At 37.7% G+C, this 26,743-nt stretch carries 25 protein-coding genes, 1 riboswitch and 1 other annotated feature; of the genes, 20 read left to right on the forward strand and 5 right to left on the reverse strand.

The annotated features are described in order from the left end of the window. The first annotated feature begins 41 nt into the window (after window positions 1-41). The 3 genes from mnmA (at window position 42) to HCH28_RS04380 (ending at window position 3,519) form a co-directional block, all read left to right on the forward strand. Window positions 42-1,166 carry a tRNA 2-thiouridine(34) synthase MnmA gene (mnmA, locus tag HCH28_RS04370; RefSeq protein WP_221679972.1) on the forward strand — a complete coding sequence of 375 codons (1,125 nt, stop codon included), beginning with the start codon at window positions 42-44 and terminating at the stop codon, window positions 1,164-1,166. A gap of 74 nt (window positions 1,167-1,240) precedes the next feature. Then, window positions 1,241-1,900 (forward strand): tetratricopeptide repeat protein, encoded by a 660-nt coding sequence (locus HCH28_RS04375; protein WP_221679973.1) that lies wholly within the window; start codon window positions 1,241-1,243, stop codon window positions 1,898-1,900. Window positions 1,901-2,073: 173 nt separating this feature from the next. Beyond that, on the forward strand, window positions 2,074-3,519 hold the full coding sequence (locus HCH28_RS04380) for an MDR family MFS transporter (RefSeq protein ID WP_221679974.1): 1,446 nt from the start codon (window positions 2,074-2,076) through the stop codon (window positions 3,517-3,519). 88 nt (window positions 3,520-3,607) lie between these two features. On the opposite strand, the gene HCH28_RS04385 is transcribed toward HCH28_RS04380, so the two are convergent. The 3 genes from HCH28_RS04385 to hisA form a co-directional block, all read right to left on the reverse strand. Further along, a complete protein-coding gene (locus HCH28_RS04385; RefSeq protein WP_221679975.1) occupies window positions 3,608-4,357 on the reverse strand; it encodes a GTP pyrophosphokinase in 750 nt (249 codons plus the stop codon). A gap of 848 nt (window positions 4,358-5,205) precedes the next feature. Next, window positions 5,206-5,493, reverse strand: coding sequence for a hypothetical protein (locus HCH28_RS04390; RefSeq protein ID WP_202341276.1), 288 nt, complete (start codon window positions 5,491-5,493; stop codon window positions 5,206-5,208). Beyond that, window positions 5,490-6,257 carry a phosphoribosylformimino-5-aminoimidazole carboxamide ribotide isomerase gene (hisA, locus tag HCH28_RS04395; protein WP_221679976.1) on the reverse strand — a complete coding sequence of 256 codons (768 nt, stop codon included), beginning with the start codon at window positions 6,255-6,257 and terminating at the stop codon, window positions 5,490-5,492. The genes HCH28_RS04390 and hisA overlap by 4 nt, the downstream gene beginning before the upstream one ends. 189 nt (window positions 6,258-6,446) lie before the next feature. On the opposite strand from hisA, the gene recD2 reads away from it, so the two are divergent. From recD2 to mtnN, 16 genes are all read left to right on the forward strand, one after another. Then, window positions 6,447-8,879: an SF1B family DNA helicase RecD2 gene (gene recD2 / locus HCH28_RS04400; protein WP_221679977.1), complete on the forward strand. Its 2,433-nt coding sequence runs from the start codon at window positions 6,447-6,449 to the stop codon at window positions 8,877-8,879. Window positions 8,880-9,002: 123 nt separating this feature from the next. Then, window positions 9,003-10,436 carry a 4-hydroxyphenylacetate 3-monooxygenase, oxygenase component gene (gene hpaB, locus HCH28_RS04405; RefSeq protein WP_221679979.1) on the forward strand — a complete coding sequence of 478 codons (1,434 nt, stop codon included), beginning with the start codon at window positions 9,003-9,005 and terminating at the stop codon, window positions 10,434-10,436. A gap of 57 nt (window positions 10,437-10,493) precedes the next feature. Further along, window positions 10,494-10,659: riboswitch (M-box (ykoK) riboswitch) on the forward strand. A 244-nt stretch (window positions 10,660-10,903) separates the two neighbouring features. Next, entirely contained in the window at window positions 10,904-11,869 is a 966-nt protein-coding gene (corA, locus tag HCH28_RS04410) for a magnesium/cobalt transporter CorA (protein WP_221679980.1), read from the forward strand. 68 nt (window positions 11,870-11,937) lie between these two features. Then, window positions 11,938-12,153: a binding site (T-box leader), on the forward strand. Between the two features lie 87 nt (window positions 12,154-12,240). Continuing rightward, on the forward strand, window positions 12,241-14,901 hold the full coding sequence (gene alaS / locus HCH28_RS04415; protein WP_221679982.1) for an alanine--tRNA ligase: 2,661 nt from the start codon (window positions 12,241-12,243) through the stop codon (window positions 14,899-14,901). Window positions 14,902-14,989: 88 nt separating this feature from the next. Then, window positions 14,990-15,256 (forward strand): IreB family regulatory phosphoprotein, encoded by a 267-nt coding sequence (locus HCH28_RS04420; protein ID WP_004226839.1) that lies wholly within the window; start codon window positions 14,990-14,992, stop codon window positions 15,254-15,256. Between the two features lie 2 nt (window positions 15,257-15,258). Continuing rightward, window positions 15,259-15,675, forward strand: a complete 417-nt coding sequence (ruvX, locus tag HCH28_RS04425; protein WP_004226840.1) for a Holliday junction resolvase RuvX — start codon at window positions 15,259-15,261, stop codon at window positions 15,673-15,675. An 18-nt stretch (window positions 15,676-15,693) separates the two neighbouring features. Then, a complete protein-coding gene (locus HCH28_RS04430; RefSeq protein WP_004226842.1) occupies window positions 15,694-16,002 on the forward strand; it encodes a DUF1292 domain-containing protein in 309 nt (102 codons plus the stop codon). Window positions 16,003-16,374: 372 nt separating this feature from the next. Then, a complete protein-coding gene (locus tag HCH28_RS04435; protein ID WP_221679984.1) occupies window positions 16,375-16,902 on the forward strand; it encodes a DUF1292 domain-containing protein in 528 nt (175 codons plus the stop codon). Between the two features lie 149 nt (window positions 16,903-17,051). Continuing rightward, window positions 17,052-18,179, forward strand: a complete 1,128-nt coding sequence (gene mltG / locus HCH28_RS04440) for an endolytic transglycosylase MltG (RefSeq protein WP_009373773.1) — start codon at window positions 17,052-17,054, stop codon at window positions 18,177-18,179. A gap of 286 nt (window positions 18,180-18,465) precedes the next feature. Continuing rightward, a complete protein-coding gene (locus tag HCH28_RS04445; RefSeq protein WP_221679985.1) occupies window positions 18,466-19,098 on the forward strand; it encodes an O-methyltransferase in 633 nt (210 codons plus the stop codon). 5 nt (window positions 19,099-19,103) lie between these two features. Continuing rightward, the gene (locus HCH28_RS04450; RefSeq protein ID WP_009373774.1) at window positions 19,104-20,036 is read left to right on the forward strand and encodes a peptidase U32 family protein; all 933 of its coding nucleotides are present in this window, start codon (window positions 19,104-19,106) and stop codon (window positions 20,034-20,036) included. Window positions 20,037-20,050: 14 nt separating this feature from the next. Continuing rightward, window positions 20,051-21,331: a peptidase U32 family protein gene (locus HCH28_RS04455; RefSeq protein WP_004226855.1), complete on the forward strand. Its 1,281-nt coding sequence runs from the start codon at window positions 20,051-20,053 to the stop codon at window positions 21,329-21,331. Further along, window positions 21,331-21,969, forward strand: coding sequence for a uridine kinase (gene udk, locus HCH28_RS04460; protein WP_221679987.1), 639 nt, complete (start codon window positions 21,331-21,333; stop codon window positions 21,967-21,969). The genes HCH28_RS04455 and udk overlap by 1 nt, the downstream gene beginning before the upstream one ends. Before the next feature lie 175 nt (window positions 21,970-22,144). Continuing rightward, the gene (gene greA, locus HCH28_RS04465) at window positions 22,145-22,633 is read left to right on the forward strand and encodes a transcription elongation factor GreA (RefSeq protein ID WP_004226860.1); all 489 of its coding nucleotides are present in this window, start codon (window positions 22,145-22,147) and stop codon (window positions 22,631-22,633) included. Window positions 22,634-22,776: 143 nt separating this feature from the next. Then, entirely contained in the window at window positions 22,777-23,436 is a 660-nt protein-coding gene (locus HCH28_RS04470; RefSeq protein ID WP_221679989.1) for a YrrS family protein, read from the forward strand. A gap of 60 nt (window positions 23,437-23,496) precedes the next feature. Then, window positions 23,497-24,189, forward strand: coding sequence for a 5'-methylthioadenosine/S-adenosylhomocysteine nucleosidase (mtnN, locus tag HCH28_RS04475; protein ID WP_221679991.1), 693 nt, complete (start codon window positions 23,497-23,499; stop codon window positions 24,187-24,189). A 330-nt stretch (window positions 24,190-24,519) separates the two neighbouring features. On the opposite strand, the gene sigK is transcribed toward mtnN, so the two are convergent. Further along, the gene (gene sigK, locus HCH28_RS04480; RefSeq protein WP_004226867.1) at window positions 24,520-25,227 is read right to left on the reverse strand and encodes an RNA polymerase sporulation sigma factor SigK; all 708 of its coding nucleotides are present in this window, start codon (window positions 25,225-25,227) and stop codon (window positions 24,520-24,522) included. Window positions 25,228-25,313: 86 nt separating this feature from the next. Then, a complete protein-coding gene (gene pssA, locus HCH28_RS04485) occupies window positions 25,314-25,814 on the reverse strand; it encodes a CDP-diacylglycerol--serine O-phosphatidyltransferase (RefSeq protein ID WP_048392670.1) in 501 nt (166 codons plus the stop codon). Between the two features lie 136 nt (window positions 25,815-25,950). Here pssA and HCH28_RS04490 point away from each other — a divergent pair, with 136 nt between their 5' ends. After that, on the forward strand, window positions 25,951-26,733 hold the full coding sequence (locus HCH28_RS04490; RefSeq protein ID WP_221679993.1) for a phosphatidylserine decarboxylase: 783 nt from the start codon (window positions 25,951-25,953) through the stop codon (window positions 26,731-26,733). Window positions 26,734-26,743 lie beyond the last annotated feature (10 nt).

A 26,743-nucleotide genomic window follows, 5' to 3' on the forward strand; every position in this document is an offset into this window, starting at 1 on the left:
GAAACATAAACTGTAATTAGATAAAAGAAAAGGTGACCACAATGAAAGAAACACGTGACCCCTCTAAAATTCGAGTTGTTGTCGGCATGTCAGGTGGGGTAGATTCATCGGTGGCGGCATACTTGTTAAAACAACAAGGGTATGAAGTAATCGGAATCTTTATGAAAAACTGGGATGATACGGACGAAAACGGTGTTTGTACAGCAACGGAAGATTATGACGATGTGATAAAAGTATGTAATCAAATTGGTATCCCATACTATGCTGTCAATTTCGAGAAACAATATTGGGATAAAGTGTTCACATACTTTTTAGAAGAATATAAAGCAGGGCGTACACCAAATCCTGATGTTATGTGCAATAAAGAAATTAAATTTAAAGCATTTTTAGAGCATGCCATGAACCTTGGTGCCGATTATTTAGCAACAGGTCACTATGCACGAATTGATCGTAGTGGTGATGGTGAAGTAAGAATGTTACGTGGCGTTGATGATAACAAAGATCAAACATACTTTTTAAATCAGTTATCGCAAGAGCAATTAGCGCATGTAATGTTCCCAATTGGTGATATAGAGAAAAAAGAAGTACGAAAAATTGCAGAAGAAGCTGGCCTTGCTACGGCCAAGAAAAAAGATTCAACAGGCATTTGCTTTATCGGTGAACGTAATTTCAAGGAGTTCTTAAGTCAATATTTACCAGCGCAACCTGGCAAAATGGAAACAATGGATGGCGTTGTAATGGGCCAACACGATGGTTTAATGTACTATACACTTGGTCAACGACACGGGCTTGGTATTGGTGGAGACGGTGAGCCTTGGTTTGTGCTAGGAAAAGATTTAGCACGTAATGTTCTACTTGTCGGACAAGGCTTTGACAATGAATATTCGTATTCAACATCATTAACAGCTGTGAAAATGAACTATACTTCGACAAAAAAATTGCCTGGGAAATTTTCTTGCACAGCAAAATTCCGTTATCGTCAAACCGATACACCAGTAGAAGTTGAAATTTTACCAGATGGGCGTGCATACATTACATTTGCAGAACCTGTACGTGCAATTACACCTGGCCAAGCTGTAGTGCTATACAACGGAGAAGAATGTATGGGTGGCGGAACGATTGATGAAGTCTTTAAAAGTAATGAAAAACTAACATATGTTGGATAAATTGCGTTAAGACTGCTTTTATGGCCTCTTTGCTTCCTAAAAGCAGTCTTTCGCTACATAGAGGTGAAGAACAAATGAATTATAATGAACAGGGCATCCAAGCATTTCAAGAAAAACGTTATGAGGATGCTGCTCAACTATTTACAAAAGCAATTGAGGCAGAGCCTGAAAATGCTATTGGGTATGTAAATTTCGGCAATTTATTAGCCGTATTAGAGGATACTGAACGTGCAGAACGTTTCTTCCAAAAGGCAATCACTGTGGATGAATCAGCAGCTACAGCCTATTACGGTCTAGCCAATTTATATTACAATGCTGAACGCTATGCCGAGGCTGTGAAGCTATATGAGCAAGCGCTAAACCATCATATTGAAGGTGCCGATGTCTATTATATGATGGGGAAATGCTTTGAACGTATGGATAACTCTAAATTGGCATTACCTTATTTACAACGTGCAGTAGAGATTGCTCCAGAAGATACACAGATTCGTTTAGCTTATGCGATAGTACTATGTGCATTAGAAATGTTTGATGAAGGGAAGAAGGAACTGGATCTCTTGATTGAACAGGATTGGAATAATGCCGATGCACATTATAATTTAGGCGTACTATATGCCGTGTCCACTGAACAAACAGAAGATGCCATGTATCATTTGAAACAAGCCTTTACCTTACAACCTGAATATGACCAAGCACGTTATATTTACGATATGATTGCTCAACGATTTAACTGATAGATAATAAGCAGCGAGTGAATGTTGATTAACATTCCTGCTGCTTTTTTATTGATTTTATCTAGTAAAACAGAAAAACATCGTTTATTTTTTTATAAATTAAATCCCTTTCTCTTTTAATTCTAGTTCAAACTTGGTAATGTATGTCATGCAGGAAAGGAAAAGGTGACAGAATGAATAAAGTATTTATGGCACTATTACTTGTAACAGCACTCGCTGCAATTGAGGGAACTATTGTTAGTACTGCTATTCCGAGTATTACGGCTGATTTATTAGGTGTAGACTTAATAAGCTGGATTTATTCTGCTTATTTACTAGCTTCAGCCATAGCGGCGATTATTTTTGGTAAATTAGCTGATTTATTTGGCCGTAAACGGATGATTATTACAGGTATCATTATTTTTTTAGTAGGTTCTATGTTATGTGGTTTAGCTCAATCCATGGAGCAATTAATTGTTTTTCGAGCAATTCAAGGTATTGGCGCAGGTTCAATTTTGCCCATCACATTAACAATGGTTGGTGAGTTGTTTAAAACTGAAAAAGAGCGTGCCAAAGGACAAAGCTATTTAAGTATGGTATGGGGCGTCTCTGGTGTAGTGGGTCCATTATTTGGCGGCTTTATTGTTGACCAAGTATCTTGGCACTTTATTTTCTTCATTAATGTACCGTTTGGTTTAGCCTCTATTTATTTAATAGCTAAACATTATAAAGAACAACTAGAGGCAGTGAAGCGTAAAATTGACTACTTAGGAGCAGTATTTTTTACAATTGGCATGGTTGCGTTACTGTTTGTTATTATCGAAAACAGTAAAACACAAACTTGGTTATCAGGCCAATCGCTGCTAATGTATGGTGTTGCTCTTGTATTCCTAAGTATTTTTATCTGGGTGGAGTTGCGAGCAGAGGAGCCAATTATTCCGTTAACACTGTTTAAAAATGGACGACTAATGGTCATTAATGCATTAACTTTAAGTGGCATGTCTATTGTCATTGGTGTGACCGTTTATATTCCCATATTTGCCCAAAGTGTTTTAGGCAAAAATGCAACGCAGGCTGGTTTATTATTAACACCAATGTCTATTTTTTGGACGGTGAACTCGATTATGGCAGGTTATTTAATCGGTCGTTTAACAAATAAACGCATTATCCAAATGGGTACGATTTTACTTGTTACGGGTACACTATTGTTGGCAAGACTATCTTCAGGTTCTAATGATTTCAGCGTTTATTTCGCATCATCATTAATTGGACTAGGGATGGGCTTTATTATGCCGATGCTAATGATTTCCATACAAAAGGTGGCTGATCCAAAGCAACTTGGTATATCAATTGGTTTGAACTCCTTTACAAATACATTTAGCCAAGCGATTGGTGCAGCGCTATTTGGTATGATTTTCAATCTAGCAACAAGTGAAAAAATGATTTCATTAGGAAAAGGTGAAATTCAATTAAATGGTGAATTTGCAAAAGGTGGGTTTAATTTAGAAGAAGTAAGCTTTTTAAAGGACACTATTGCCAATGGCGTCAGTTATGTATATATAGCTACCTTTATTTTTGCTATTGGTGCACTTATTTTCTCCTTTTTTGTAGCAACGAAATCCACAAGGAAGGCGCAATAGCAAATAACTAGTACAATCCACCTCACATTCTGTGGTCAAGCAGCGTGTGAGGTGGTTTTTCATTTGATGACTAAACCATAGAATAAATTTACTTTTTGAATAAAGCGTCATCAATTATTTTATTGCCAGGTAGTTCCGTTAAGTATTTCGCTAAATGTGCGATTGGGGTACTGTCTAGCAATGAAGGCTCGGCTTCATTTTCTTTTAAAATATTGATTTCCTTATTCAGTCGCTCCATTTTTCGATCTAACTCAGCTGCTTGTAGGGCGGCTTCCTTTAATTCATGACGAATATGCTCAGGTACTTCTTTGTTATACTTATAATAAATTTTGTGTTCTAAGCTTGCCCAGAAATCCATTGCAATTGTACGAATTTGGATCTCTGTATAGACCTTTTCCATATGGTCTGACATAAAGATAGGAATTTTAATAATGAGATGTAAGCTTTGGTAGCCATTTTCTTTTGGATTGGCTATATAATCCTTCACCTCAACAACTTCCATGTCATGCTGTGCTTGTAACATGGCACTTACCTTGTAAATATCCTCCACGAAGGAACAGGTGATGCGAGCACCAGCTATATCGCGGATATTTTCACGCACAGCCTCTATTGATGGAGGAAGCTCTTTTTTCATCATCTTCGTTAAAATACTTTTAGGTGATTTTATACGTGTAGATACATGCTCAATTGGATTATATTCATGAATTAACTTAAATTCTTCTTGTAATATATTAATTTTCGTTTCCACTTCCTGTAGAGCAAATTTGTAAGCTAAAAAGAAGCGTGTTAATTCAGTTTGAAATGATTTTAAAGTGTTTACTTCTAGTTCAGTTTTCATCGTTTGTAAATCCTTTCTTTTTTGGTTTGTTCGATTTTTAATTTTTGTATAGCTGTGATGGCAATGAGATAGCCGATAATTGGTGAAATTCCATAGCCCATAATAGGCATAGGAAAATGACCCACGAACGTGACAAGGATTGTCATTAGAAAATATAAGCCTTAAAGCTAATGACAAGGTATCTTTTTTCCATGGGACAAAGAATGGATAAATTAACAATAGGAGTGCTAAAACACCTAAAAAAAGCAAAATACTGCCCATGTCAGCCACTAAAAAATAATTTGCTCCACATATGGGACTGGAGCTAAATGATCAAGAAAAATCCATGATGCGATGACAAAAAAGCGAATAAGAGCAGTGAAATGTACTTCCAAATCGAATTTTCTATAGCTCTCCATAAAATAATAGTGGATGCACAAGCAAACGCAGTGATTTGTCCTGCATCAGGTTGCATGAATAATATACCTTCTATGAGGAACATGAATCCTATCGTAAATGATAAATGTTTATTGATTGAAAGCTTCCATAAATAAACAATTAGACTATATAAAAATTAAACGGACCAAAAGTTATCCACCGATGGACACCCTGTATACCAACATGTTCTGTATCCACTATGAAAGCCTACGCTATAGGAGATTATGGTGATCATCCCTATAAGAAGAGCGGGAAGCATAAAAATAAGGTAGGAAAATTTGAATATGTAGTTTAGTCATGTAAGCCCCCTGTGGTTTATGCTATACAATATATAACTCACATGACAATGAAAAGGTTTCAGAAATAGGGGCAAGGAAGAATGCAGAAGAGGATTTGAGGTTAAAACAAAGGGAACCATCTGTCCCCATGTTTTAACTAATAATTTCAGCATTTAAGTTATAACGCTTATTAAACTCATCAACGAAAACTTGTAAATCAATATAGGTTCCGATATAAGGCTCAGTTTCTTGATCACGTAAGAACCCACATGTTGCCTTTAGTGATTTTGAAAATTCCAATAACATTTGTTCGTTGTCAAGTTGCACTTGAATTGCAAGAGAATTATCTTTTTTATTCACTTTGAAATATTTACCATCTATAATTCTCTCTAAATTTGTTTCTTGAAATGGAAAAACATAATCTTTATAAATAAGCTTCACAAAATCCCACCTTTTTTACAATATTCTACTACATCTGTATAAGGTAAATCGCCACCAAAAATAGAGAGCGCACTCCCAATGGTTACATGAAGTTTTCCATTGGCTAATTGGTTAAATCTTTCTAAGTCTTCAATAGATCGGACGCCGCCTGCATAAGTAGTTGAGATAGATGTCCAAGCAGCTAAGTCCTGTACCAAGCTTTCCTGCATGCCACCCTTTTTTCCTTCAACATCGACAGCATGTATTAACAGCTCATCACAAAAATCTTCAATATAGGCAATCGACGCAGCATTGACTTCGAAGTGACTAAATGTAGTCCATTTATCTGTCATGACAAACCACTTCCCGTCACGCATCTTACAACTGAGATCGATGACAAGGTGTTCTTTACCAATTAATTGATTTAAACGCTTTAAACGTGCTAAATCGAGCTGACCATCATGAAAAATATAGGATGTGACAATGACATGCGAAGCACCTGCATCAATATACTTTTGAGCATTGTCAGCCGTAATGCCACCACCTATTTGCAAGCCTTGAGGATAGGCTGTTAGAGCGGATAGGGCAGCTTCTTCATTACCAGAGCCTAGCATAATAACGTGTCCACCTGTTAAACGATCTTGGGCAAACATTTGTGCATAGTAGCTAGCGTCATGTTGAGAAATAAAGTTTTCAACAACTGCTTGATTTGTATATCCCAAAGTGCTGCCTACAATTTGCTTTACTTTGCCATCGTGTAAATCGATGCAAGGTCTAAATTCCAATAATTTCACAATCCTTCCGTGCAACTAATTCATATTAATCATAGCATGGAACGGAGGATAAAGGCAGAGAATTGTCATTTGTCAAAATAATGTAAAAATAACGAAGCGAATCTATTTTTGTCTGCGATATTTTCATGTGGCTATGGTAAAATAAAAAGATTGAAAACTATAAGAAAGGACGGACCGAACATGACAGATCATTTAGATTTATTTGAACTCAATAAATTTTTTATACTCGGACGTCCGATCGTCTCTATCTTTCATAATGCGCAAAATATGTATTCGATTGTACGTGTGAAAATTCAAGAGACGAATTTGCAATATGAAGATAAAGAAATTATTGTTGTTGGTTATTTTCCCCCACTACAAATGGACGAACAATATCGATTTACTGGTATTTTAAAACAGCATCCTAAATACGGTGCTCAATTTCAAATTGAGACATTTACGAAAGAGGTGCCTGCAACTGAGCAAGGAATTATTCATTATTTATCTAGTGACCTCTTCGTAGGGATCGGGAAAAAAACAGCTGAAACGATTGTTGAAAAACTAGGTGCGAATGCACTCCGTGTTATTTTAGAAGATCCTAATGCCCTCGATGCTGTTCCGCGTCTATCTGCTGAAAAAAAAGAAGTCATTCACCGCACCATTGAGCAAAACTTAGGTTTAGAGCGGATCATGATTCAATTGAATGAGTGGGGATTTGGTCCACAGCTTGGCATGAAAATTTATCAAACCTATCGAACAGAAGCCATTGAATTACTGACAGAAAATCCATACCGCTTAATTGAAGATGTGGAAGGGGTGGGTTTCTTTCGAGCTGATGAGCTAGGTGCGAAATTGGGTATAACTGGTAAACATCCTGATCGTGTCAAAGCAGCGATTTTACATATTTTAAATACAGCAGCTTTATCAGATGGACATGTCTATCTAGATGCAGAACATGTTTTACCGCTCGTTAAGGAAATGCTTGAACAAAGCCAACGACAGGAGATACCATTCGAAGATATTTCTCAAGCCTGCATCGGACTCCGTGAAGAAGGCAAAATTTGTGGTGAAGAGACAAGGTTATATTTACCGTCACTGTATTTTTCAGAGGTAGGGATTGCATCGAAAATCTTATCGCTTATCGAACGGAATAATAAGGCTGAACATTTTAGTAAAGATGAAATTCGAAAAGCCATTGGAGAAACAGAGGAGCTACTCAATGTTACCTATGCAGAAACACAAGCGAATGCCATTGAGCAGGCTTTAAATTCAGCTGTTATGATATTAACGGGTGGTCCTGGTACGGGGAAAACCACTGTTGTACGGGGAGTCGTAGAAGTGTATGCAAAGCTTCATGGCCTATCCTTAAATCCAAAAGAGTATGCTCAAAAAGAGGAGCCTTTTCCGATTATTCTTTGTGCGCCGACTGGACGTGCTGCTAAACGATTAGCCGAATCAACAGAGCTACCTGCGATGACCATTCATCGACTGCTCGGTTTTACAGGGCAAGAAAAAGAGGAAGAAACAGAGCGTGAAGTGACAGGTAAGCTGATTATCGTGGATGAAATGTCCATGGTTGATACATGGCTTGCCCATCAATTATTAAAAGCTTTACATGAAGATGTTCAAGTTGTCTTTGTAGGAGATCAGGATCAGCTTCCACCAGTAGGTCCAGGACAGGTATTAAAGGATTTATTAGCATCCAAGCAGCTACCAACCGTCGAGCTAACAGATGTTTACCGACAAGCAGAAGGCTCAACGATTATTGAACTTGCCCATCAAATAAAAAAAGGAACGATTCCAAAAGAGTTAACAGCTAAAACCTCTGATCGTTCGTTTATTAAGGCTTCAGCCGATCAAGTTGCCAACGTTGTAACACAGGTTGTCAAAAGTGCTGTCGCAAAGGGTCAGGAAATCCGTAATATCCAAGTGTTGGCACCCATGTATAAAGGACCAGCTGGGATAGATAATTTAAATAAAATGATTCAAGAGCTTATTAATCCAAATGATACTGGAACACGAAAAGAGCTAGTCTTTGGGGATGTAACCTATCGAATAAAGGATAAAGTTCTTCAGCTTGTCAATCAACCAGAAAGCAATGTCTTTAATGGAGATATGGGTGAGGTCATTAGTATTATTAAGGCGAAAGAGACGGTCGAAAAACAAGATTTATTGATCGTATCCTTTGATGGCATTGAAGTGACCTATCAACGAAGCGATCTCAATCAATTGACACTAGCTTATTGTTGCTCCATCCATAAATCACAGGGCTCTGAGTTTCAAACGGTCATTATGCCAGTGGTTAGAGGGTATTCCAAAATGTTACGGCGTAATCTTTTATACACAGGTATTACACGTGCTAAAAACTTTTTGATTTTATGTGGTGAACCAGATGTACTTGCAGATGGTTTACAACGTACAGATGACCTACAGCGTTTCACCTCTTTACGTGCAAGACTTAACCCAATGGAAATTGAGGAAGAACTTGTGGAAGTCGAGGCAGTGTCAGTTGAAAATGAAGTGACGCAGGAGCCTGTTTCCATTGAACAAAAGCTAACAGTAGAAACAGCCCCTTTTATTCATCCAATGATTGGTATGAATGATGTCTCTCCCTATGATTTTTTGGATGACTAAAATAAATATACCCGATTAGACTGTCTAATCGGGTTTTTCTAATTGATGTATCGTCACCTAATATTTGGACATTTCATATACTAGATAAGTACAAAAACATAGGGAATGTATAGGGGTGACAGCATGCCAATAATGACAGGGCAGCAGTATATTGAACGAATTGATGCTTTAAAAACGTATATTTCGATAGATGGGAAAATCGTGACAGGAAAGGTGTCAGAACATCCTGCCTTTAAAGGAATTATTCAGAGTCAAGCGAAACTTTTTGATTTACAACATCAAGAGGCACTTCTTGAAAAAATGACCTATGAATCGCCAACTAGCAAACAGAAAGTTGGCATGTCCTTTCTTCAAGTATTGACGCAAGAAGATCTTGTGAAAAGGCGCCATGCGGCAAGAGAATGGGCATTATCTTCACAAGGCTTTATGGGGAGAAGCCCTGATTATATGAATACAACATTAATGGCCCTTGCATCAGCGTCAGACTTTTTAAAAGAGCAGCCAAATTGTTTCCCAGAGCATTTGCTAAAGTTCTATGAGTATGCTCGCGAGAATGATATTACGATGACACATACCTTTATTGAACCACAGGTAAATCGCAAACGCTATTACTATGAGGATGAAGAAGTAACCATTGCTGCTAAAATCATTGGGAAGACAAGTGAGGGCTTAGTCATTAAAGGGGCAAGATTACTAGCAACACAGGGTGGCATAACAGATGAGCTTCTTGTTTTATCGACAAATGGCTATGATGAAGGAAAAGGTTTCGGTTTTTCTATTCCAAGTAATACTAAAGGCTTAAAGTTTTTATGTCGGCAATCGTTTGTAGGGGGAGATTCTACCTTTGATTATCCGTTAAGTGCTCGTTTTGAAGAAATGGATGCAATCGTTGTGTTTGATGATGTAGTTGTCCCATGGGAACGTGTTTTTTACTATGAAAATATAGAAGTGGCCAATCAATTTATGAATGTCAGTGGCTTCCAAGCTTACACATTACATCAAGTGTTATCTCGCCAAATTGCCAAGACCGAATTTGTACTTGGGGTTGTGCAATCGATAGTGGACACTATTAACATCGGAGACTATCAACATGTACAACAAAAAGTGGTGGATGTGATTGTGCCATTAGAAACGATGAAAGCACTGTTAATCAAATCAGAAGTGGATGCACAAAGAGATAATTTTGGCTTTATTCGACCTGACCTTGCAACCCTCCAAGTAGCTATTCAAATTTTCCCGAAAGTTTATCCAACTTTTACGGAAATTATCCAGCAACTAGGAGCAAGTGGCTTGATGTCTATACCGACTGAACATGCATTTGCAGTAGATGACGGTGATCTTGAACATTATTTGCAATCATTCAAAGACAAAGGAGAAGAGCGAGTAAAGAAATTCCGTTTAGCTTGGGATTTAACGATGAGTAGTTTTGGCACAAGACAGACATTGTACGAACGCTTTTTCTTTGGTGATCCTGTACGTTTATCTAGCTTGCTCTATCAATCTTATCAACGAGAGCATTTAGTGCAAAGAGTAGAAGACTTTCTGAAAAATGATTGATAGAAAGTTTGACAGTTGTGAAACTATCCATTATCATTTACAGGAATAAAAAAATAAGACTCCCTTCGTTAGGTGAGGCTCCTATGCTGGAGATACGCTACTACCCAAAAATGTCGAGAGACGCCAATGGGTCAACAGAAATCATCGAAATAAGGTGTTTTTTAACGTAGCTGGACATATTCCTATGCCGCATAGTGCTAAAACTCAACGTTTGAAGGTAACAAGCATGCAATGTATTTTATTGCTATTTTTTGATATGTGTATTCAACACGCCTTCATTCGTAGAAGGCGTGTTTTTGTTATGGAAGGAAGGTGATGAGAAATGGATAGTAGTCCTGAACCGAATAAGTATCATTTAGGCAAACGGAAACATATAAAAAGTCATCGATTTCTGATCACCGATGCAGACAAAAGGTGATAAGGATGACCTTTTGTTTCCCTCAATAACAAACATGAGGTGAAATGCAATGATTAAAATCCACTATTATAATAGCAGCAGCAAGACAGTCCAACATGATTTCAATATGATTGATTTAAAACTCCCTATTCATAACGAAGATTTATTATGGGTAGATTTATATGCCTATAGTTATAATGAATTGAACAATATAGCAGATGTATTTGGCTTTCATCCACTAGCAGTTGAAGATTGCTTACATGAAGGCTCACGTCCAAAAATGGATAGTTATGGTGATTATAAATTTTTTGTGCTCCATGCACCAATCTATAATGAGAAAAGTAACAATGAAATTACAACAGTTGAGTTAAATATTTTTATGGGACCAAACTATATTGTGACTGTGCATAAACAAAAGTTGCAATGGCTAGGGAAAATGGAGAATGTTTGTGTCAATAGCCCAAGATATTTAGAAAAGGGTACTGATTTTTTATTGCATACTATTATTGACGGTATTACAGACGAATACTTCCCAGTATTAGAACGAATTCGCGCACGTATAGATGAACTAGAAGAAGAAATTTATGACTATCAACCAAAAGTGGTGACAGAGGAATTTCTTGCGTTGAAGCGGACAATTATTTTAATTCGTCAGGCCATTATGCCACAAAGGAGAATTTTTTCTACAATCAATGGCCAGTGGAAATTTGACATTCAAGAAGAAAATATTCCATTCTATAAAGATTTGAATGACCATCTAGAACGTATTGTCGACTCCACAGAGACATATCGCGATTTAGTGAACAGCACGCTTGATACGTATTTTTCAATTATCAGTGGGAAATCCATTGAAAAGCTGAATTTATTAACGGTCATTTCGACAATTATGTTACCACTATCAGTAATTACTAGTTTTTTTGGAATGAATGTACCTTTACCTTATCAAGATACCCCTTATACAACGATTGCAATTAGCGCCTTCTTAGTTATTTTTACATGGGGTATGTGGATATATTTCAAAAAAATGATTGCTTAGTTAGTGTTAGTCATACTAGTACTAATTGACAGCGCAATAGATTTTTTTTATAATTTTCGATAGAAAAAGTAAAAACGATGATGGAAAAAGTACGTATTTGTGTGTGTACAAGAAAGGGATTTCTAGGCTGAAAAAATCCTCACAACAGCAAATGCCGAAAGCTACTCCAGAGTGCAGCTAATCCCTGCCGTTCACTGACGTTACAAGTGCTAAAGAGGTAAGTAAGATTTTTACTTACAACTAGGGTGGTACCGCGAGACTAATGACAAGTCCTCGTCCCTTTTTGGGGATGAGGGCTTTTTTTATTTTCTTCGGTAGATCGCAGGACTCGTATCGTGATTTTACAATATAAAATAGGAGGAATTTATCCGATGAAAGCAGTAGATATTCGCCGTATGTATTTGGAATTTTTTAAAGAAAAGGGGCATCATCATGAGCCCTCAGCACCACTTGTGCCAATAAATGATCCATCACTTCTTTGGATCAACTCAGGTGTTGCAACTTTGAAACCATATTTTGATGGCCGTATTATCCCTGATAATCCACGTATTACAAATGCACAAAAATCGATTCGTACCAACGATATTGAAAACGTTGGGAAAACAGCTCGACACCATACATTCTTTGAAATGTTAGGAAACTTCTCTATTGGTGACTACTTTAAAAAAGAAGCAATTCATTACGCTTGGGAGTTTTTAACAGATAAAAAATGGATGGGCTTTGATCCATCATTATTATCTATCACGATTCACCCTGAAGATCAGGAAGCTTATGATGTTTGGCATCAGGAAATCGGTATTCCAGAAGAACGTTTAATTCGTTTAGAAGGGAACTTCTGGGATATCGGAGAAGGTCCATCTGGTCCGAACTCAGAGATTTTTTATGATCGCGGCGTAGAATACGGCTCAGATGAAAATGATCCTGAAATGTATCCAGGAGGAGAAAATGAGCGTTACCTTGAAATTTGGAACCTTGTGTTCTCTCAATTTAACCATAATCCTGATGGCACTTACACGCCACTACCAAAGCAAAATATTGATACAGGTATGGGCTTAGAACGTATTGTGTCCGTCGTGCAAAATGTACCAACAAACTTTGATACTGATTTATTTATGCCAATCATTGAAAAAATCGAAGAATTTGCCAACCGTAAATATAAACGACCTGGCGAAGTAGACTTAAATGAAATCTTTGGCTCAGAAGAAGATATTAATACACCATTTAAAGTGATTGCAGACCATATCCGTACAGTAGCATTTGCTATAGGTGATGGTGCCCTGCCATCAAACGAAGGCCGTGGCTATGTATTACGTCGTTTACTACGTCGTGCGGTTCGCTATGCTAAACAAATTGGCATTGAAAAACCATTTATGTTTGAACTTGTACCAACTGTGGGTAAAATTATGGAAGACTTCTATCCAGAAGTGACAGAGAAAAGCGAATTTATTCAACGTGTCATTAAAAATGAAGAAATTCGTTTCCATGAAACATTAGATGGTGGTTTAGCTATCTTTAATGAAGTAGTGGAATCTCAAAAAGCAGTCGGTCATGATTACATCCCAGGAGCAGATGCTTTCCGTTTATATGATACTTATGGTTTCCCAATCGAGCTAACGGAAGAATATGCAGAGGAAGTAGGCATGAAAGTAGATCATGAAGGTTTTGAGGCAGCGATGGAAGAGCAACGTGAACGCGCGCGTGCTGCACGACAAGATGTTGATTCGATGCAAGTGCAGAATGAAGTATTAGCAAACTTAACGGTTGCTAGTGAATTTGTTGGCTATGATACGTTAACTGTTAATACTGAAATCGCTGCAATGATCGTCAATGGTCAAGTTGCGAAAGTCGCTTCAGAAGGTCAGGAAGCATTGGTTATTTTAGCAAAGACACCATTCTACGCTGAAATGGGAGGCCAAATTGCCGATAGTGGTACTATTTCAAATGATAGCTTTACGGCTGTCGTAAAAGATGTTCAAAAAGCACCGAATGGTCAACCGCTTCATACAGTAGTAGTTGAATCTGGGGAAATGCATGTGGAAGATGCAGTGCAAGCAGTGGTCAATCGTGATGACCGCAATTTAATCATTAAAAACCATACGGCAACACATATTATGCAACGTGCATTAAAAGATGTGCTAGGTGATCATGTAAACCAAGCTGGATCATATGTAGGACCTGACCGTTTACGTTTTGATTTCTCTCACTTTGGTCAAGTTACAAAAGAAGAATTACAACAAATTGAACGTATTGTAAATGAAAAAGTGTGGGATGATATAGAGGTCATTATTGAAGAAAAAGGCATTGATGAAGCAAAAGCAATGGGTGCTATGGCATTATTCGGTGAAAAATATGGAGATGTTGTACGTGTAGTATCCATCGGAGATTATTCGATTGAGCTATGTGGTGGTATCCATGTTAAACGCTCTTCTGAAATTGGCTTCTTTAAAATTGTTTCAGAAGGTGGTATCGGTGCAGGTACTCGTCGTATAGAAGCTGTTACAGGAAAAGTTGCTTATGAAGCAGTAAAAGAAGAAGAAGCATTATTAAATGATGCAGCAGCATTATTAAAAGCAAATGCTAAAGATATTGTCACAAAAATACAGGCATTACAAGCAGACTACAAAGAATTACAACGTGAAAACGAAGCATTATCTCAAAAAATTGCCAATGCTCAGGCTGGGGCAATTGTTGATGCAGCACAAACAATTGGAGATGTCACAGTTCTTTCTACAAAGGTAGAAGCAAAAGACAATAACCAACTGCGTCAGATGATGGATGATTTGAAGGCGAAAATGCCAAAGGCTGTTATCGTTCTTGGAGCAGTGGATGGCGATAAGGTTATGCTATGTGCTGGAGTATCAAAAGAATTAGTTGGTGGCAATTACCATGCTGGAAATATCGTGAAAATGGTTGCGGAAGCATGTGGTGGTAAAGGTGGCGGTCGTCCGGATATGGCGATGGCAGGTGCAAAAGATGCATCAAAACTTGATGAAGCACTACTTTCTGTGTATGATTATGTTAAATCCATTTAATTAATTCACCAAAACATGTTATAATAAAGAGAAATTGGAGATGAGCTTGTTTGCACATCTCCTTATTTCTGAAAGCGAGGTGCTGGTCATGAGTTCATTTGATCAAACGATGAAATTTAATTTTCCAGAAGAATCAATGGAACAGGAAGTCAAGCAGGTAATGTTGAAAGTTCATTCTTCATTAGAGGAAAAGGGATATAACCCTATCAATCAGATTGTTGGTTACTTACTTTCTGGTGATCCGGCGTATATTCCTCGCCATCAGGATGCTCGTAATTTAATTCGCAAGCTTGAGCGTGACGAAATTCTAGAGGAGCTTGTTAAATTTTATATCAAAAAGAATAACGAGGACTAGAAATGAGAATTATGGGATTAGACGTTGGGTCAAAAACTGTGGGTGTTGCTGTAAGTGATGCACTTGGTTGGACCGCCCAAGGTATTGAAACCGTAAAAATTGATGAGGCTAATGGTGAGTTCGGTATTGACCGTATCGCTGAGCTAGTAAAGGAATATACTATAACAGAATTTGTTGTAGGTTTTCCAAAAAACATGAATAATACGGTTGGACCGCGTGGAGAGGCTTCTGAGAACTATAAAAAGCTATTAGAAGAGCATTTCTCACTACCGGTCAAATTATGGGATGAACGTTTAACGACGATGGCTGCTGAACGTATGCTGATCGAAGCGGACGTGAGTCGCAAAAAGCGCAAGCAGGTCATTGATAAAATGGCAGCTGTGATGATTTTACAAGGCTACTTAGATAGCAAAAATTAATTGATGAGGTGACTATGCATGGCACACGAGCATAACCATGAAGAAGAACTACATGTTCAACACATTACAGTGATTGACGAAAACGGAAACGAGCAGCTTTGTGAAGTGATTCACGTTCATGAATCTCCAGAGTTTGGCAAATCATATGTGTTTTACTCAATGGTAGGCGCAGAGGAAGATGAAGATGGCTCAGTTGAAATCTTTGTATCTTCATTTGTACCATCTGAAAATGGTGAAGATGGTGAATTAACACCAATCGAAACTGAAGCAGAGTGGGATATGGTAGAGGACGTTTTAAACGCTTTAGAGGATGAAAACGAAGACTAATCTTCTAACTCAAAGCTTGGAACAAGGATCGCAGCTTGCAGTCCTTGTTCCTTTTTTATTGAAGCTTTTCTATTGTAGAAGGATTGTTAAATGGAGGAATGAATGCATTGTAGATGTGTGAATTTGATCCACAATTGTTGGGAAACGTTCATAAAGTTAGAGGATTCGCTTAGAATTAGAGTGGCACCGCTCCATGAATGGAGGCTCCGCTCAAAGCCACGCTCGAAAATTTCGAGAGCCTGCTCAAATGTAGAGAAGAGAAGCTCCTAAACAGGGAAAACTTGCTCAAAAATAGGAGAAGCTATTCTAAAGTGTATAGCCTCAAAAACGATTTAATAAATGACATCAAATTGTCATAAAGGAGGAAACAGGATGAATGAAGAAACGCAAGAATTTATGATCATTGGGAAAGATGGTAAGGAACAGCAGTGTCGTGTGGTCATTACCTTTGATGCGGAGGACAAGTCCTATGTGTTATTTTCCCTTCTAGATGAAACCGGTCAAGAAATTCCAGGAGACCTTTCGGCGATGACTTTTGATTATGATGACAATACAGGTGAGATGACAAATTTACAGCCTGTTGAAACAGATGCAGAATGGGAAATGATTAATGAAGTGGTGTTAACATTACTTGATGAATTTGAAGAAGAACCACAGCTAATTACTGTGACAGACGAAGAAGGAAAAGATCAAGTGTGCGAAGTCATTCATACGTTTTCGTCTGAGCAATTCGGTAAATTGTATGTATTATATGTGCCAGCAACAGATGAACCGATTGATGAGCGTGATATTTTTGCTGCCCAATATATAGCTGGAAATGAAGGCCAGATTGAAGAATTATACCCGATTGAGTCAGATGAAGAATGGGAATTTGTAGAAGAAGTATTAAACACTTTATAGGATAAACTATTTCTAGAATGCTCAAAAATCTGCTAACGAAAGTTGTTGGCAGATTTTTTACATATGTAATTTCTCCTGAATTGTCGATTTCTGTTTGTCGTGAAAGTTGATTTCTAGTATGATATTGAATAGTGATAGGGGGGAAACCCGTGGATAACGGTTCTAAAAAACAAGAAATGTTTTCAAAAATGCAAGAAAGAAAATCTGAGGTAAAAATCGTGAGAAAAATCGTCGCAATTATTGCCATTGTTTTCGTACTAATAATTGGAGTTGTTGGTTTATTTGGGTACAATTATGTAAAAGGTGCTTTAAAACCACTAGACCCTAATGCAACGAAAACGATTGCGGTAGAAGTACCAATTGGCTCTAGTTTGTCCTCCATTTCAACACTACTAGAGAAAAAAGGTGTCATAAAAGATGCACGTGTTTTTAAGTACTATGCAAAATTTAAAAATGAATCACAATTTCAAGCGGGAAATTATGATTTAACACAGGCAATGACTTTTGATGAACTTATTGAAAGCTTGAAAACAGGGAAGGTATATCGTAAGCCTGTCTTTACGATGACGGTCCCAGAAGGCTTAACACTTGAACAAATTGGGAAAGTGATTGAAAAGAAAACACCGTACACACAAAAAGAATTTATGGATCTTGTGACGAGTGACACATTTGTTCAACAAATGATGGCTAATTATCCTGAGCTAGTTACAGAGGCGGTTTTAGCTGACAATATTCGCTATGACTTAGAGGGCTATTTATATCCAGCTACGTATTCTTATTATGAGGAAAAACCATCCTTACAAGCGATTGTAGAAGAGATGATAGCAGCCATGAACAATGTGGTGAAGAACTATAGTGATGTATTAGCTGAAAAACAAATGTCCGTACATCAGCTGTTAACATTTGCTTCATTATTGGAAGAAGAAGCGACTGCTCAAACGGATCGAGAGACTATTGCAAGTGTCTTCTATAATCGAATCAATGAAGGGATGCCACTACAAACAGACCCAACCGTGCTCTATGCACTGGGTGATCACAAAGATCGTGTTTTATATGAGGATTTAGAAGTGGATAATGCCTATAACACATACAAAAATAAAGGTCTACCACCTGGTCCAATAGCGGGTGCAGGTAAAACTTCGATTGAGGCATCATTAAATCCAAGTCAAACAGATTATTTCTACTTCCTAGCAGATAAAGAGGGTGTCAACCACTTCTCGAAAACCTATGATGAGCATTTGCAGAAGGTAGAAAAATATTTACGAAAAGAAGAGTAAACGTATAGGAAGAACAAAAATCGTATAGCAAACAGATGGATAGAAGGAAAGAAAAATAGCTTTCCTTCTATTTTCATGCTATTATAAAGTGTGATTTTTGATCAATCCGTTCATTTATGCGGGACAAATATGCGTGGTGGCAATTGTTTGAGCATATCGAAGCAATTGCTCATTTTTGTATGGCAAAGTACCAAGACATCACGTTTGGTCTTTTTCTTTTTGTTGATAAATGATGAAGTACAGACAACGGCAAACGCTCGTTGCCTTTTAAATGAGGGTGGAAACAATGGAATTATCAGATGCATATATACAATCATTTATACAGCCACGTAATGAATTGCTTTTAGAAATGGAAGCATATGCGGAGGAGCATCACGTACCGATCATGCAGCTAGCAGGTATTGATGCATTAAATCAACTGTTGCGTATTCAAAATCCGTCAAAAATTTTAGAGATAGGTACAGCAATTGGTTACTCTGCTATTCGTATGGCAGAGGCATTGCCTCATGTCCAAATTGTTACAATTGAACGTGATCAAGATCGTGTAGCAAGGGCAAAAGCCTATATTAAACGTTCGACTGTATCAGATCGAATTACGGTCATTGAGGGTGACGCTTTAGAAGTGGATGACGAGGCCATTAACACAACATTCGATGCGGTCTTTATTGATGCTGCGAAGGGACAATACCAACGCTTTTTTGTAAAGTATGCACCTTTAGTAAAATCAGGTGGGGTATTGTATATCGATAATATGTACATGCATGGTTTGTCTCATTTAGAGTTGAAGGATGTTCCACGTCGTAAGCGAACAATGATTCGCAATTTAAAAAGCTTCACGGATTGGATTATGCAGCACCCAGATTATACAAGTGCTTTTTTACCAGTCGGTGATGGTTTATTACTATGTTTGAAGAGGTGACTACTATGAAAAAACCAGAATTGCTTGTGACACCACAATCATTAGAACATATAAAAGCACTTTTAGCCGCTGGAGCAGATGCTTTTGTTATTGGTGAACAACAATTTGGTCTACGTCTAGCAGGAGAGTTCTCAGTTGAAGAAGTAGAAGAAGCGACAAAGCTTATTCATGAAGCGGGTAAAAAGGTATATGTTGCAGTCAATGCACTTTTCCATAATGAGAAACTAGAGGCACTTGCTGATTATTTAAAAGAAATGCAACGTATCGGTGTGGACCGTTTAATTTACGGTGATCCAGCGGTACTCATTATTCGCAGAGAGCAAGGTGTTACGATTCCGTTACATTGGAATCCAGAAACGACAGCTACAAACTGGTTTACAGCTAATTACTGGGGGAAACGTGGTGCAACGCGTGCCGTATTAGCGCGTGAGCTTTCTCTTGATGAAGTATTAGAGATTAAAGAAAATACTGAAATGGAAATTGAAGTACAAGTACATGGCATGACATGTATGTTCCAATCAAAACGCCCATTACTCGGCCATTATTTCTTATATCAAGATAAAGTAATGGCTATTGAAAATCGCCAAGAAAATCGTAATATGTTCCTACATGATGATGAACGAAATAATAAATATCCAATATATGAAGATGTGAATGGTACACATATTTTCAGTCCAAATGATATGTGTATGATTGATGAACTAGGCGAATTATTTGAAGGTGGCATCGATGCGCTGAAAATTGAAGGTGTACTTCAAACACCAGACTATGTAGTCGCGGTAACAGAAGCTTATCGAAAAGCGATCGATACGTATTTTGACGAATCAGAAGACGCATATGAAGAAATAAAAGACGATTTATTAGCAAAAATTGAAGATATTCAACCAGCTATTAGACCATTAGATACAGGCTTTATCTTCAAGGAAACAGTTTACTAGGAGGGGACAATAACATGGCATTAGCGTTAGAGCAAAATGACAAAATCCGTGAGATTGTCAACGGTAAACGTGTCATTACTAAAAAACCAGAACTACTTGCTCCAGCTGGTAGCTTAGAGAAATTAAAAATAGCTGTCCATTACGGAGCAGATGCTGTATTTATCGGTGGGCGAGAGTTTGGCCTACGTTCGAATGCGGATAACTTTTCAATTGAAGAGATGCGTGAAGGTGTAGAATTTGCCAATCAATATGGTGCGAAAATATATGTAACAACAAATATTTTTGCCCACAATGAAAATATGGATGGCTTAGAGCGTTATTTAAAGGATATTGAATCAGTGGGCGTAACTGGTATTATTGTAGCAGACCCGCTCATTATTGAAACATGTCGTACAGCAGCACCTAAGCTTGAAATTCACCTTTCTACTCAGCAATCATTGTCCAACTGGAAGGCCGTCCAGTACTGGAAAGAGGAAGGTTTACATCGTGTTGTATTAGCACGTGAAGTCGGCGGAGAAGAAATGAAGCTGATGAAAGAAAAGGTCGACATTGAAATTGAGGCCTTTGTCCATGGAGCAATGTGTATTGCCTACTCTGGTCGTTGCGTTCTTTCTAATCATATGACGGCTCGTGACTCAAACCGAGGGGGATGCTGCCAATCATGCCGTTGGGACTATGATCTATATGAATTAGAAGATGGTGAAGAAAAAGCACTTTTCGATGAGAGCCATGCACCATTTGCGATGAGTCCAAAAGATTTAAAATTAATTGAAGCGATTCCTCATATGATTGAGCTAGGTATTGACTCGTTAAAAGTTGAAGGTCGTATGAAATCCATTCACTATGTAGCGACAGTAGTTTCTGTGTACCGTAAAGTGATTGATGCTTATTGTGCAGATCCAGATAACTTTAACATTAAACGTGAATGGCTAGAGGAATTAGACAAATGTGCTAACCGTGATACGGCTGAAGCATTCTTCCATGATGCACCTGGCTTTGAGGAGCAGATGTTTGGTGTGCATGGTCGTAAAACAACCTATGAATTTGCTGGACTTATTTTAGAGCATGATCCAGAGACAAAAATAGTGACAATGCAACAGCGTAATTATTTTAAACCTGGTGACGAAGTAGAATTCTTTGGTCCTGAAATTGAGAATTTCCGTTTAACAATGGGTGAAATTTGGGACGAGGATGGCAATAGCCTAGATGCAGCACGTCATCCATTACAAATTGTTAAATTTAAATGTGATACACCATTGAAGCCGCATAACATGATGCGAAAGGAGAATAACTAATGGCAGTGAAGCGCCCTGTTGTCATCGGAATCGCAGGTGGCTCATGCTCCGGAAAAACGAGCGTGACGCGCGCCATTTATGATGTTTTCCGTGAGCATTCTGTTGTGGTAATTGAACAAGATTTTTATTATAAGGATCAAAGTCATTTAACATTTGAAGAACGCTTAGGAACTAACTATGATCATCCGTTAGCTTTCGATAATGATTTATTAATTGAGCACATAAAAAAGTTGTTAGTTCGTCAACCAATTCAAAAACCTGTGTATGATTACGTCCAGCATACAAGGGCAGAAGAAGTTATACATGTTGAACCAGTAGATGTTATTATACTAGAAGGTATTCTAGTTCTAGAGGATGCTGATTTACGTGATTTAATGGATATTAAATTATTTGTGGATACAGATTCAGATTTACGTATTATTCGCCGCATTATGCGTGATATTAAAGAGCGTGGACGTACAACAGATTCGGTGATTGAGCAGTATTTATCAGCGGTTCGACCAATGCATAATTTATTTATTGAACCAACGAAACGTTATGCTGATATCATTATTCCAGAAGGTGGGGATAATGAGGTCGCGATTGATTTAATGGTAACGAAAATTAAAACTATTCTTGAAACCGACAACGTATTGTAATAAGATAGAGTGGTATTGACAATATTTACATGCATATTTTGAAAAAGCATGCATACTATTAGGTCAAAGCGTAATTTGAAAACGTTTAAAAATAATAAAATTCGATTAAGTGCATCTCACATGCATTTAGTCGAGTTTTATGTTTTTATATTGAAGAAACAAGGAGTGAAGGACTTTGGCAAATGAAAAACAGTACCCTATGACAGCTGAGGGAAAACGTAAATTAGAAGAAGAATTAGTAAAATTAGAAACTGAAACACGTAAAGAAATCGTTGAACGTATTAAAATAGCACGTGATTTTGGAGATCTTTCTGAAAACGCTGAGTACGATTCTGCAAAAGAAGAACAAGCCTTTTTAGAAGGTCGTATTTCAACATTAAAATCAATGATTCGTAATGCAGTGATTATTTCTGAAGACGAGACAGATAACAGTGTAGTATCACTAGGGAAAACGGTTACATTTGTAGAAATCATCAATGGTAAGCCATCAACAGATGAAGAATCTTATACAATTGTTGGTTCTGCTGAGGCAGATCCTATGGAATTCCGTATTTCGAATGAATCACCAATTGCAAAAGGTCTACTTGGTCGTGCTGAAGGTGAAGAGGTTGTTGTTCAAACACCTGGCGGCGAAATGAAAGTGAAAATTCTCTCAATTAAATAATATGTATATGTACAAGCAGTTAGCCTTTGGCTGACTGCTTGTACCATTTTTAGCGTGAAAACTATGTAGTAAAATAATGAGTAGAATTATTTTGCAAGTGCTGTCGAACTTGATAGAATATTGCCTAGAGAGGGGGAGACATTATGAGTGAACGACAAACTCGAAGTGGTCGTCATTTGCAGCCATCTCGTAATAAAAAGCTAGATAAACTATTGAATGTTTTAATTGGTGTTGTGGTTGTACTCATTATTATCACAGCAACCTATGTGTTTAAATGGCAAGATGATGCAGATCAAGCAGTGAAAGAGGATCCAGCTCAAGAAGAACAGAGCGGTGATGATGAAAAAGAAGTAGAGAAAGAACCGACGGATGAAGAAAAAGAAGATCTCGCTGTAGAAGAAGATAAACCTTCAGAGGAAGAGTCGGAACCTGAGACATCCCAGCAAGAACAAGGCACAGCAGAAGAATCAGCATCAGATAATCCTATTGTTGAGAAGGTTATCACGAATAAAAATTGGCAGCCAACACCTACAACTCAAACAGGTCAGCATGTGTCTTCATATGACGACAAGTCTGTAGACTGGGCTGAGAAAGTAGCAACAGTATCTACTGTGACAGGTATTGACCAAAGCAATATGATTATCTGGCGTATGCAAAATAATGGTGGTCCTAATTCATCCATTGCTACTGTTTCTACAAATGATAAATCTCAAATGTATCGTGTAAGCATGGAATGGGTTGATAATGAAGGTTGGAAGCCTGTGAAGCTAGAGCAACTAAATACATTAGAAGGCGCCTATTGACGAAAATTACTCTTTTGATTATTTTTAATAGAGTTGATAAAAGAAGGGAAGTAACAGTACATGAAAATTGCAGTAATTGGCGCAATGGAAGAGGAAGTGGAGCTTCTAAGAGCAGCATTAGACAATGCACACAGCACAACGATTGCGGGTAGTGAGTATACAACAGGAACTTTTGAAGGGAAGGAAGTCGTATTATTAAAAAGCGGTATTGGTAAAGTAAATGCTGCTATGTCTACGACAATTCTTTTACATGAGTTTAAACCAGATGTTGTCATTAATACAGGCTCTGCAGGTGGATATGATGAAGCTCTTGAGGTAGGCGCTATCGTTATTTCTGATGAAGTTCGTCACCACGATGTAGATGTCACAATCTTTGGCTATGAAATTGGACAAATGGCTGGTATGCCAGCAGCCTATAAATCAGATGAGAAATTGATGAAGGTAGCTGAGGAGGCTGTGAAGGCAGTTGGAGAGCACCAGTATGGCGTTGGTTTAATTTGCTCTGGAGATGCTTTTATGAATGATCCTGAACGTGTAGAGGCTGTTCGTCGTCATTTCCCTCAAATGAAAGCTGTAGAGATGGAAGCAGCCGCAGTTGCACAAGTTTGTTATCAATTTGCTACACCTTTTGTAGTCATTCGTGCATTATCAGATATTGCAGGTAAAGAATCGAATATTAGCTTCGATGAATTTTTACCAGTTGCTGCAAAACATTCGACACAAGTCGTATTAAAAGCAATTTCCTCACTATAAACTACACAGAATGGTCAAAATGTGTGGTTTATTCTGTGAGAAAAATCACAGTTAATACAAAAAACAAATGCTACACTGACATTAATAAATCTCTTCATAATAGAATGGGAGGCTTTCATGATGTTATTTTTAACAGCAGGTGTAGTCATTATTACAACTTTAATAGGTACGTTGATTTCAGCAGAACTCTCTGAATCAGCACATTAGTATGACGGGAAAGCTCCCTTGCGACATAGTCATGTTGCAGGGGAGCTTTTTATATGCCATAAAATAGGCATATTCTTCCGCCATTGAAGGATTGAATTTTTTTCATAACCATTTTACAATATATTATTCAATAGTTTTTTGGTCTCGTTTATATAGTTGATAGAGTTTAATAAGTGCCCGTTTTTCAATGCGAGATACATAGCTACGTGAAATATTTAAGCGTGCTGCAATTTCCTTTTGCGTAAGTGCATCCTGTTGATTTAATCCATAACGGAGTGTCACAATTTCGAGCTCACGTTCATCGAGCATATGCAAATAGTGGTATAGTTGTGCTACATGCTCTTTATGCTCTAGCTTCTCTGTGGCACTTTCTTCATCACACTGAAGTAAATCACGAATTTGCAGTGCGTTCCCATCTTTATCAGTTCCAATCGGCTCAAATAGCGAAACGTCTTTTTGCACTTTCTTTTGGGTGCGTAGATGCATTAAAATCTCATTTTCAATGCAACGAGCTGCATATGTGGCAAGTCGAGTTTTTTTATCAGGGGTATAGCTCTCAACGGCTTTCATTAGTCCAATTGTTCCAATGGAAATATAATCATCGAGTTGCTCATGTTTTGGATGGAATTTTTTAACGACATGCGCGACAAGCCTCATATTACGTTCTATTAGATCAAGACGTGCTTGCTCATCGCCACCTAAAAATCGTTCAATACAAGCAGCTTCCTCTTCTTTTGAAAAGGGTTTATGGAATGTTTGCCCCTTTAAATAGCCAAGCAATGCAGGGATTTCAAGCCATAACTGCAACATCGATGTAAAAATTCCGCTCATTGAATGATTTCATCCTTTCCCCATTTTTCGACAGTATATGTTTAAAAGCAGTGGGAAATGAAAAAAGTGCAACAGCAAATGTGCTGTTACACTTTTTTTAACGTAAATGTACTAATCATGAGTAAAGCTAAAATGGGGAAAAGGAAAAGATAAAATGCCGGATGGAACGTATAAGCTGCGAAATACGTTAAAGTTAAGAACGTACCTGCGGCTGTAATTGGTAAACCTGTGAAATAACCGTTCGCTTCGCTAATATTGAAGCGAGCTAAACGCATAGCGCCACAGACGATAAATAATACGGCCATCATCATGCCGACAAAACCAAAATCAACTAGAACAACTTCATACATTAATAATGCAGGCGCCACACCAAATGATATAATATCACTCATAGAATCTAATTGTTTACCTAATTCTGACACTTGTCCGAGCGCTCTCGCTACCTTACCATCGTAGCGATCAAGAAGAGCTGCTATAAAGATAAACAAGACACTATAGCTATAGTATTCATGTAGAGTGGCCATAATAGCCGCGCCTCCAAAGGACATATTACTAATTGTTATGAAGTTAGCTGCGTGCGATTTCATTTTCTTAACCGTGGTATCCACCAACTTGTGATAAAAAAACAAGGGGGATCACTCCTTTGCACTTAAGATATTGTACCATTATACTTCGAATGCGAAAAAATTGACAGTCTAAATTAATGGATAGGGGTTTTACTGTATGAAAGAAAAACTATATCAACGCTTGATAGAACTAACGAATGGTAAGCAATCTTCCCATCTTTTGCAAACAATTGCAAAAGCGAAGTGGAGTAAACGTATAATTCCAAGCTACATGAAGTTATACGATATTAACCTTGAAGAAGTTTCAAAAAAACAACAACAATTTTCGTGTTTACATGATTTTTTTACAAGAGAACTTATTGAAGAAGCTCGCCCTATTGAAAAAAATCCAACTGTATATGCCAGCCCAGTAGATGCAAAAGTGGAGTCCTTTGGACGTATTGAATGGGATATGACATTTCTTGTGAAGGGTAAGCCTTATGCATTACAAGATTTACTTGGCAATACAGAACGAGCTGCACAATATGCAGACGGACATTATATCGTTTTTTATTTAAGTCCGGCTGATTACCATCGTATCCATAGCCCGATAGATGGAGAAGTCTTACGACAATATACACTTGGTCAGAAATCTTATCCTGTGAATCAGTTAGGTCTTACATACGGTAAAAAACCAATTTCTCATAATTATCGTTTAGTGACTGAGCTGAAAACAGCAAATAATCAGCATGTTGCATTGATCAAAGTAGGTGCGACCTTTGTGAATTCCATTGTGCTTACCAATACAACAACGAAATGGCAGAAAGGGCAAGAAGTTGGTTATTTCTCATTTGGTTCTACTGTTGTGATGCTGTTTGAAAAGGATACAATTAAATTTACGGATAATGTTGTAAAAGGAAGCCCAATTCGAATGGGTGAAGCCTTTGCAAATATGCTATAATGGTCGAATA

The sequence above is a fragment of the Lysinibacillus sp. K60 genome (assembly GCF_019731275.1).
Taxonomy (GTDB): Bacteria; Bacillota; Bacilli; order Bacillales_A; family Planococcaceae; genus Lysinibacillus; species Lysinibacillus capsici.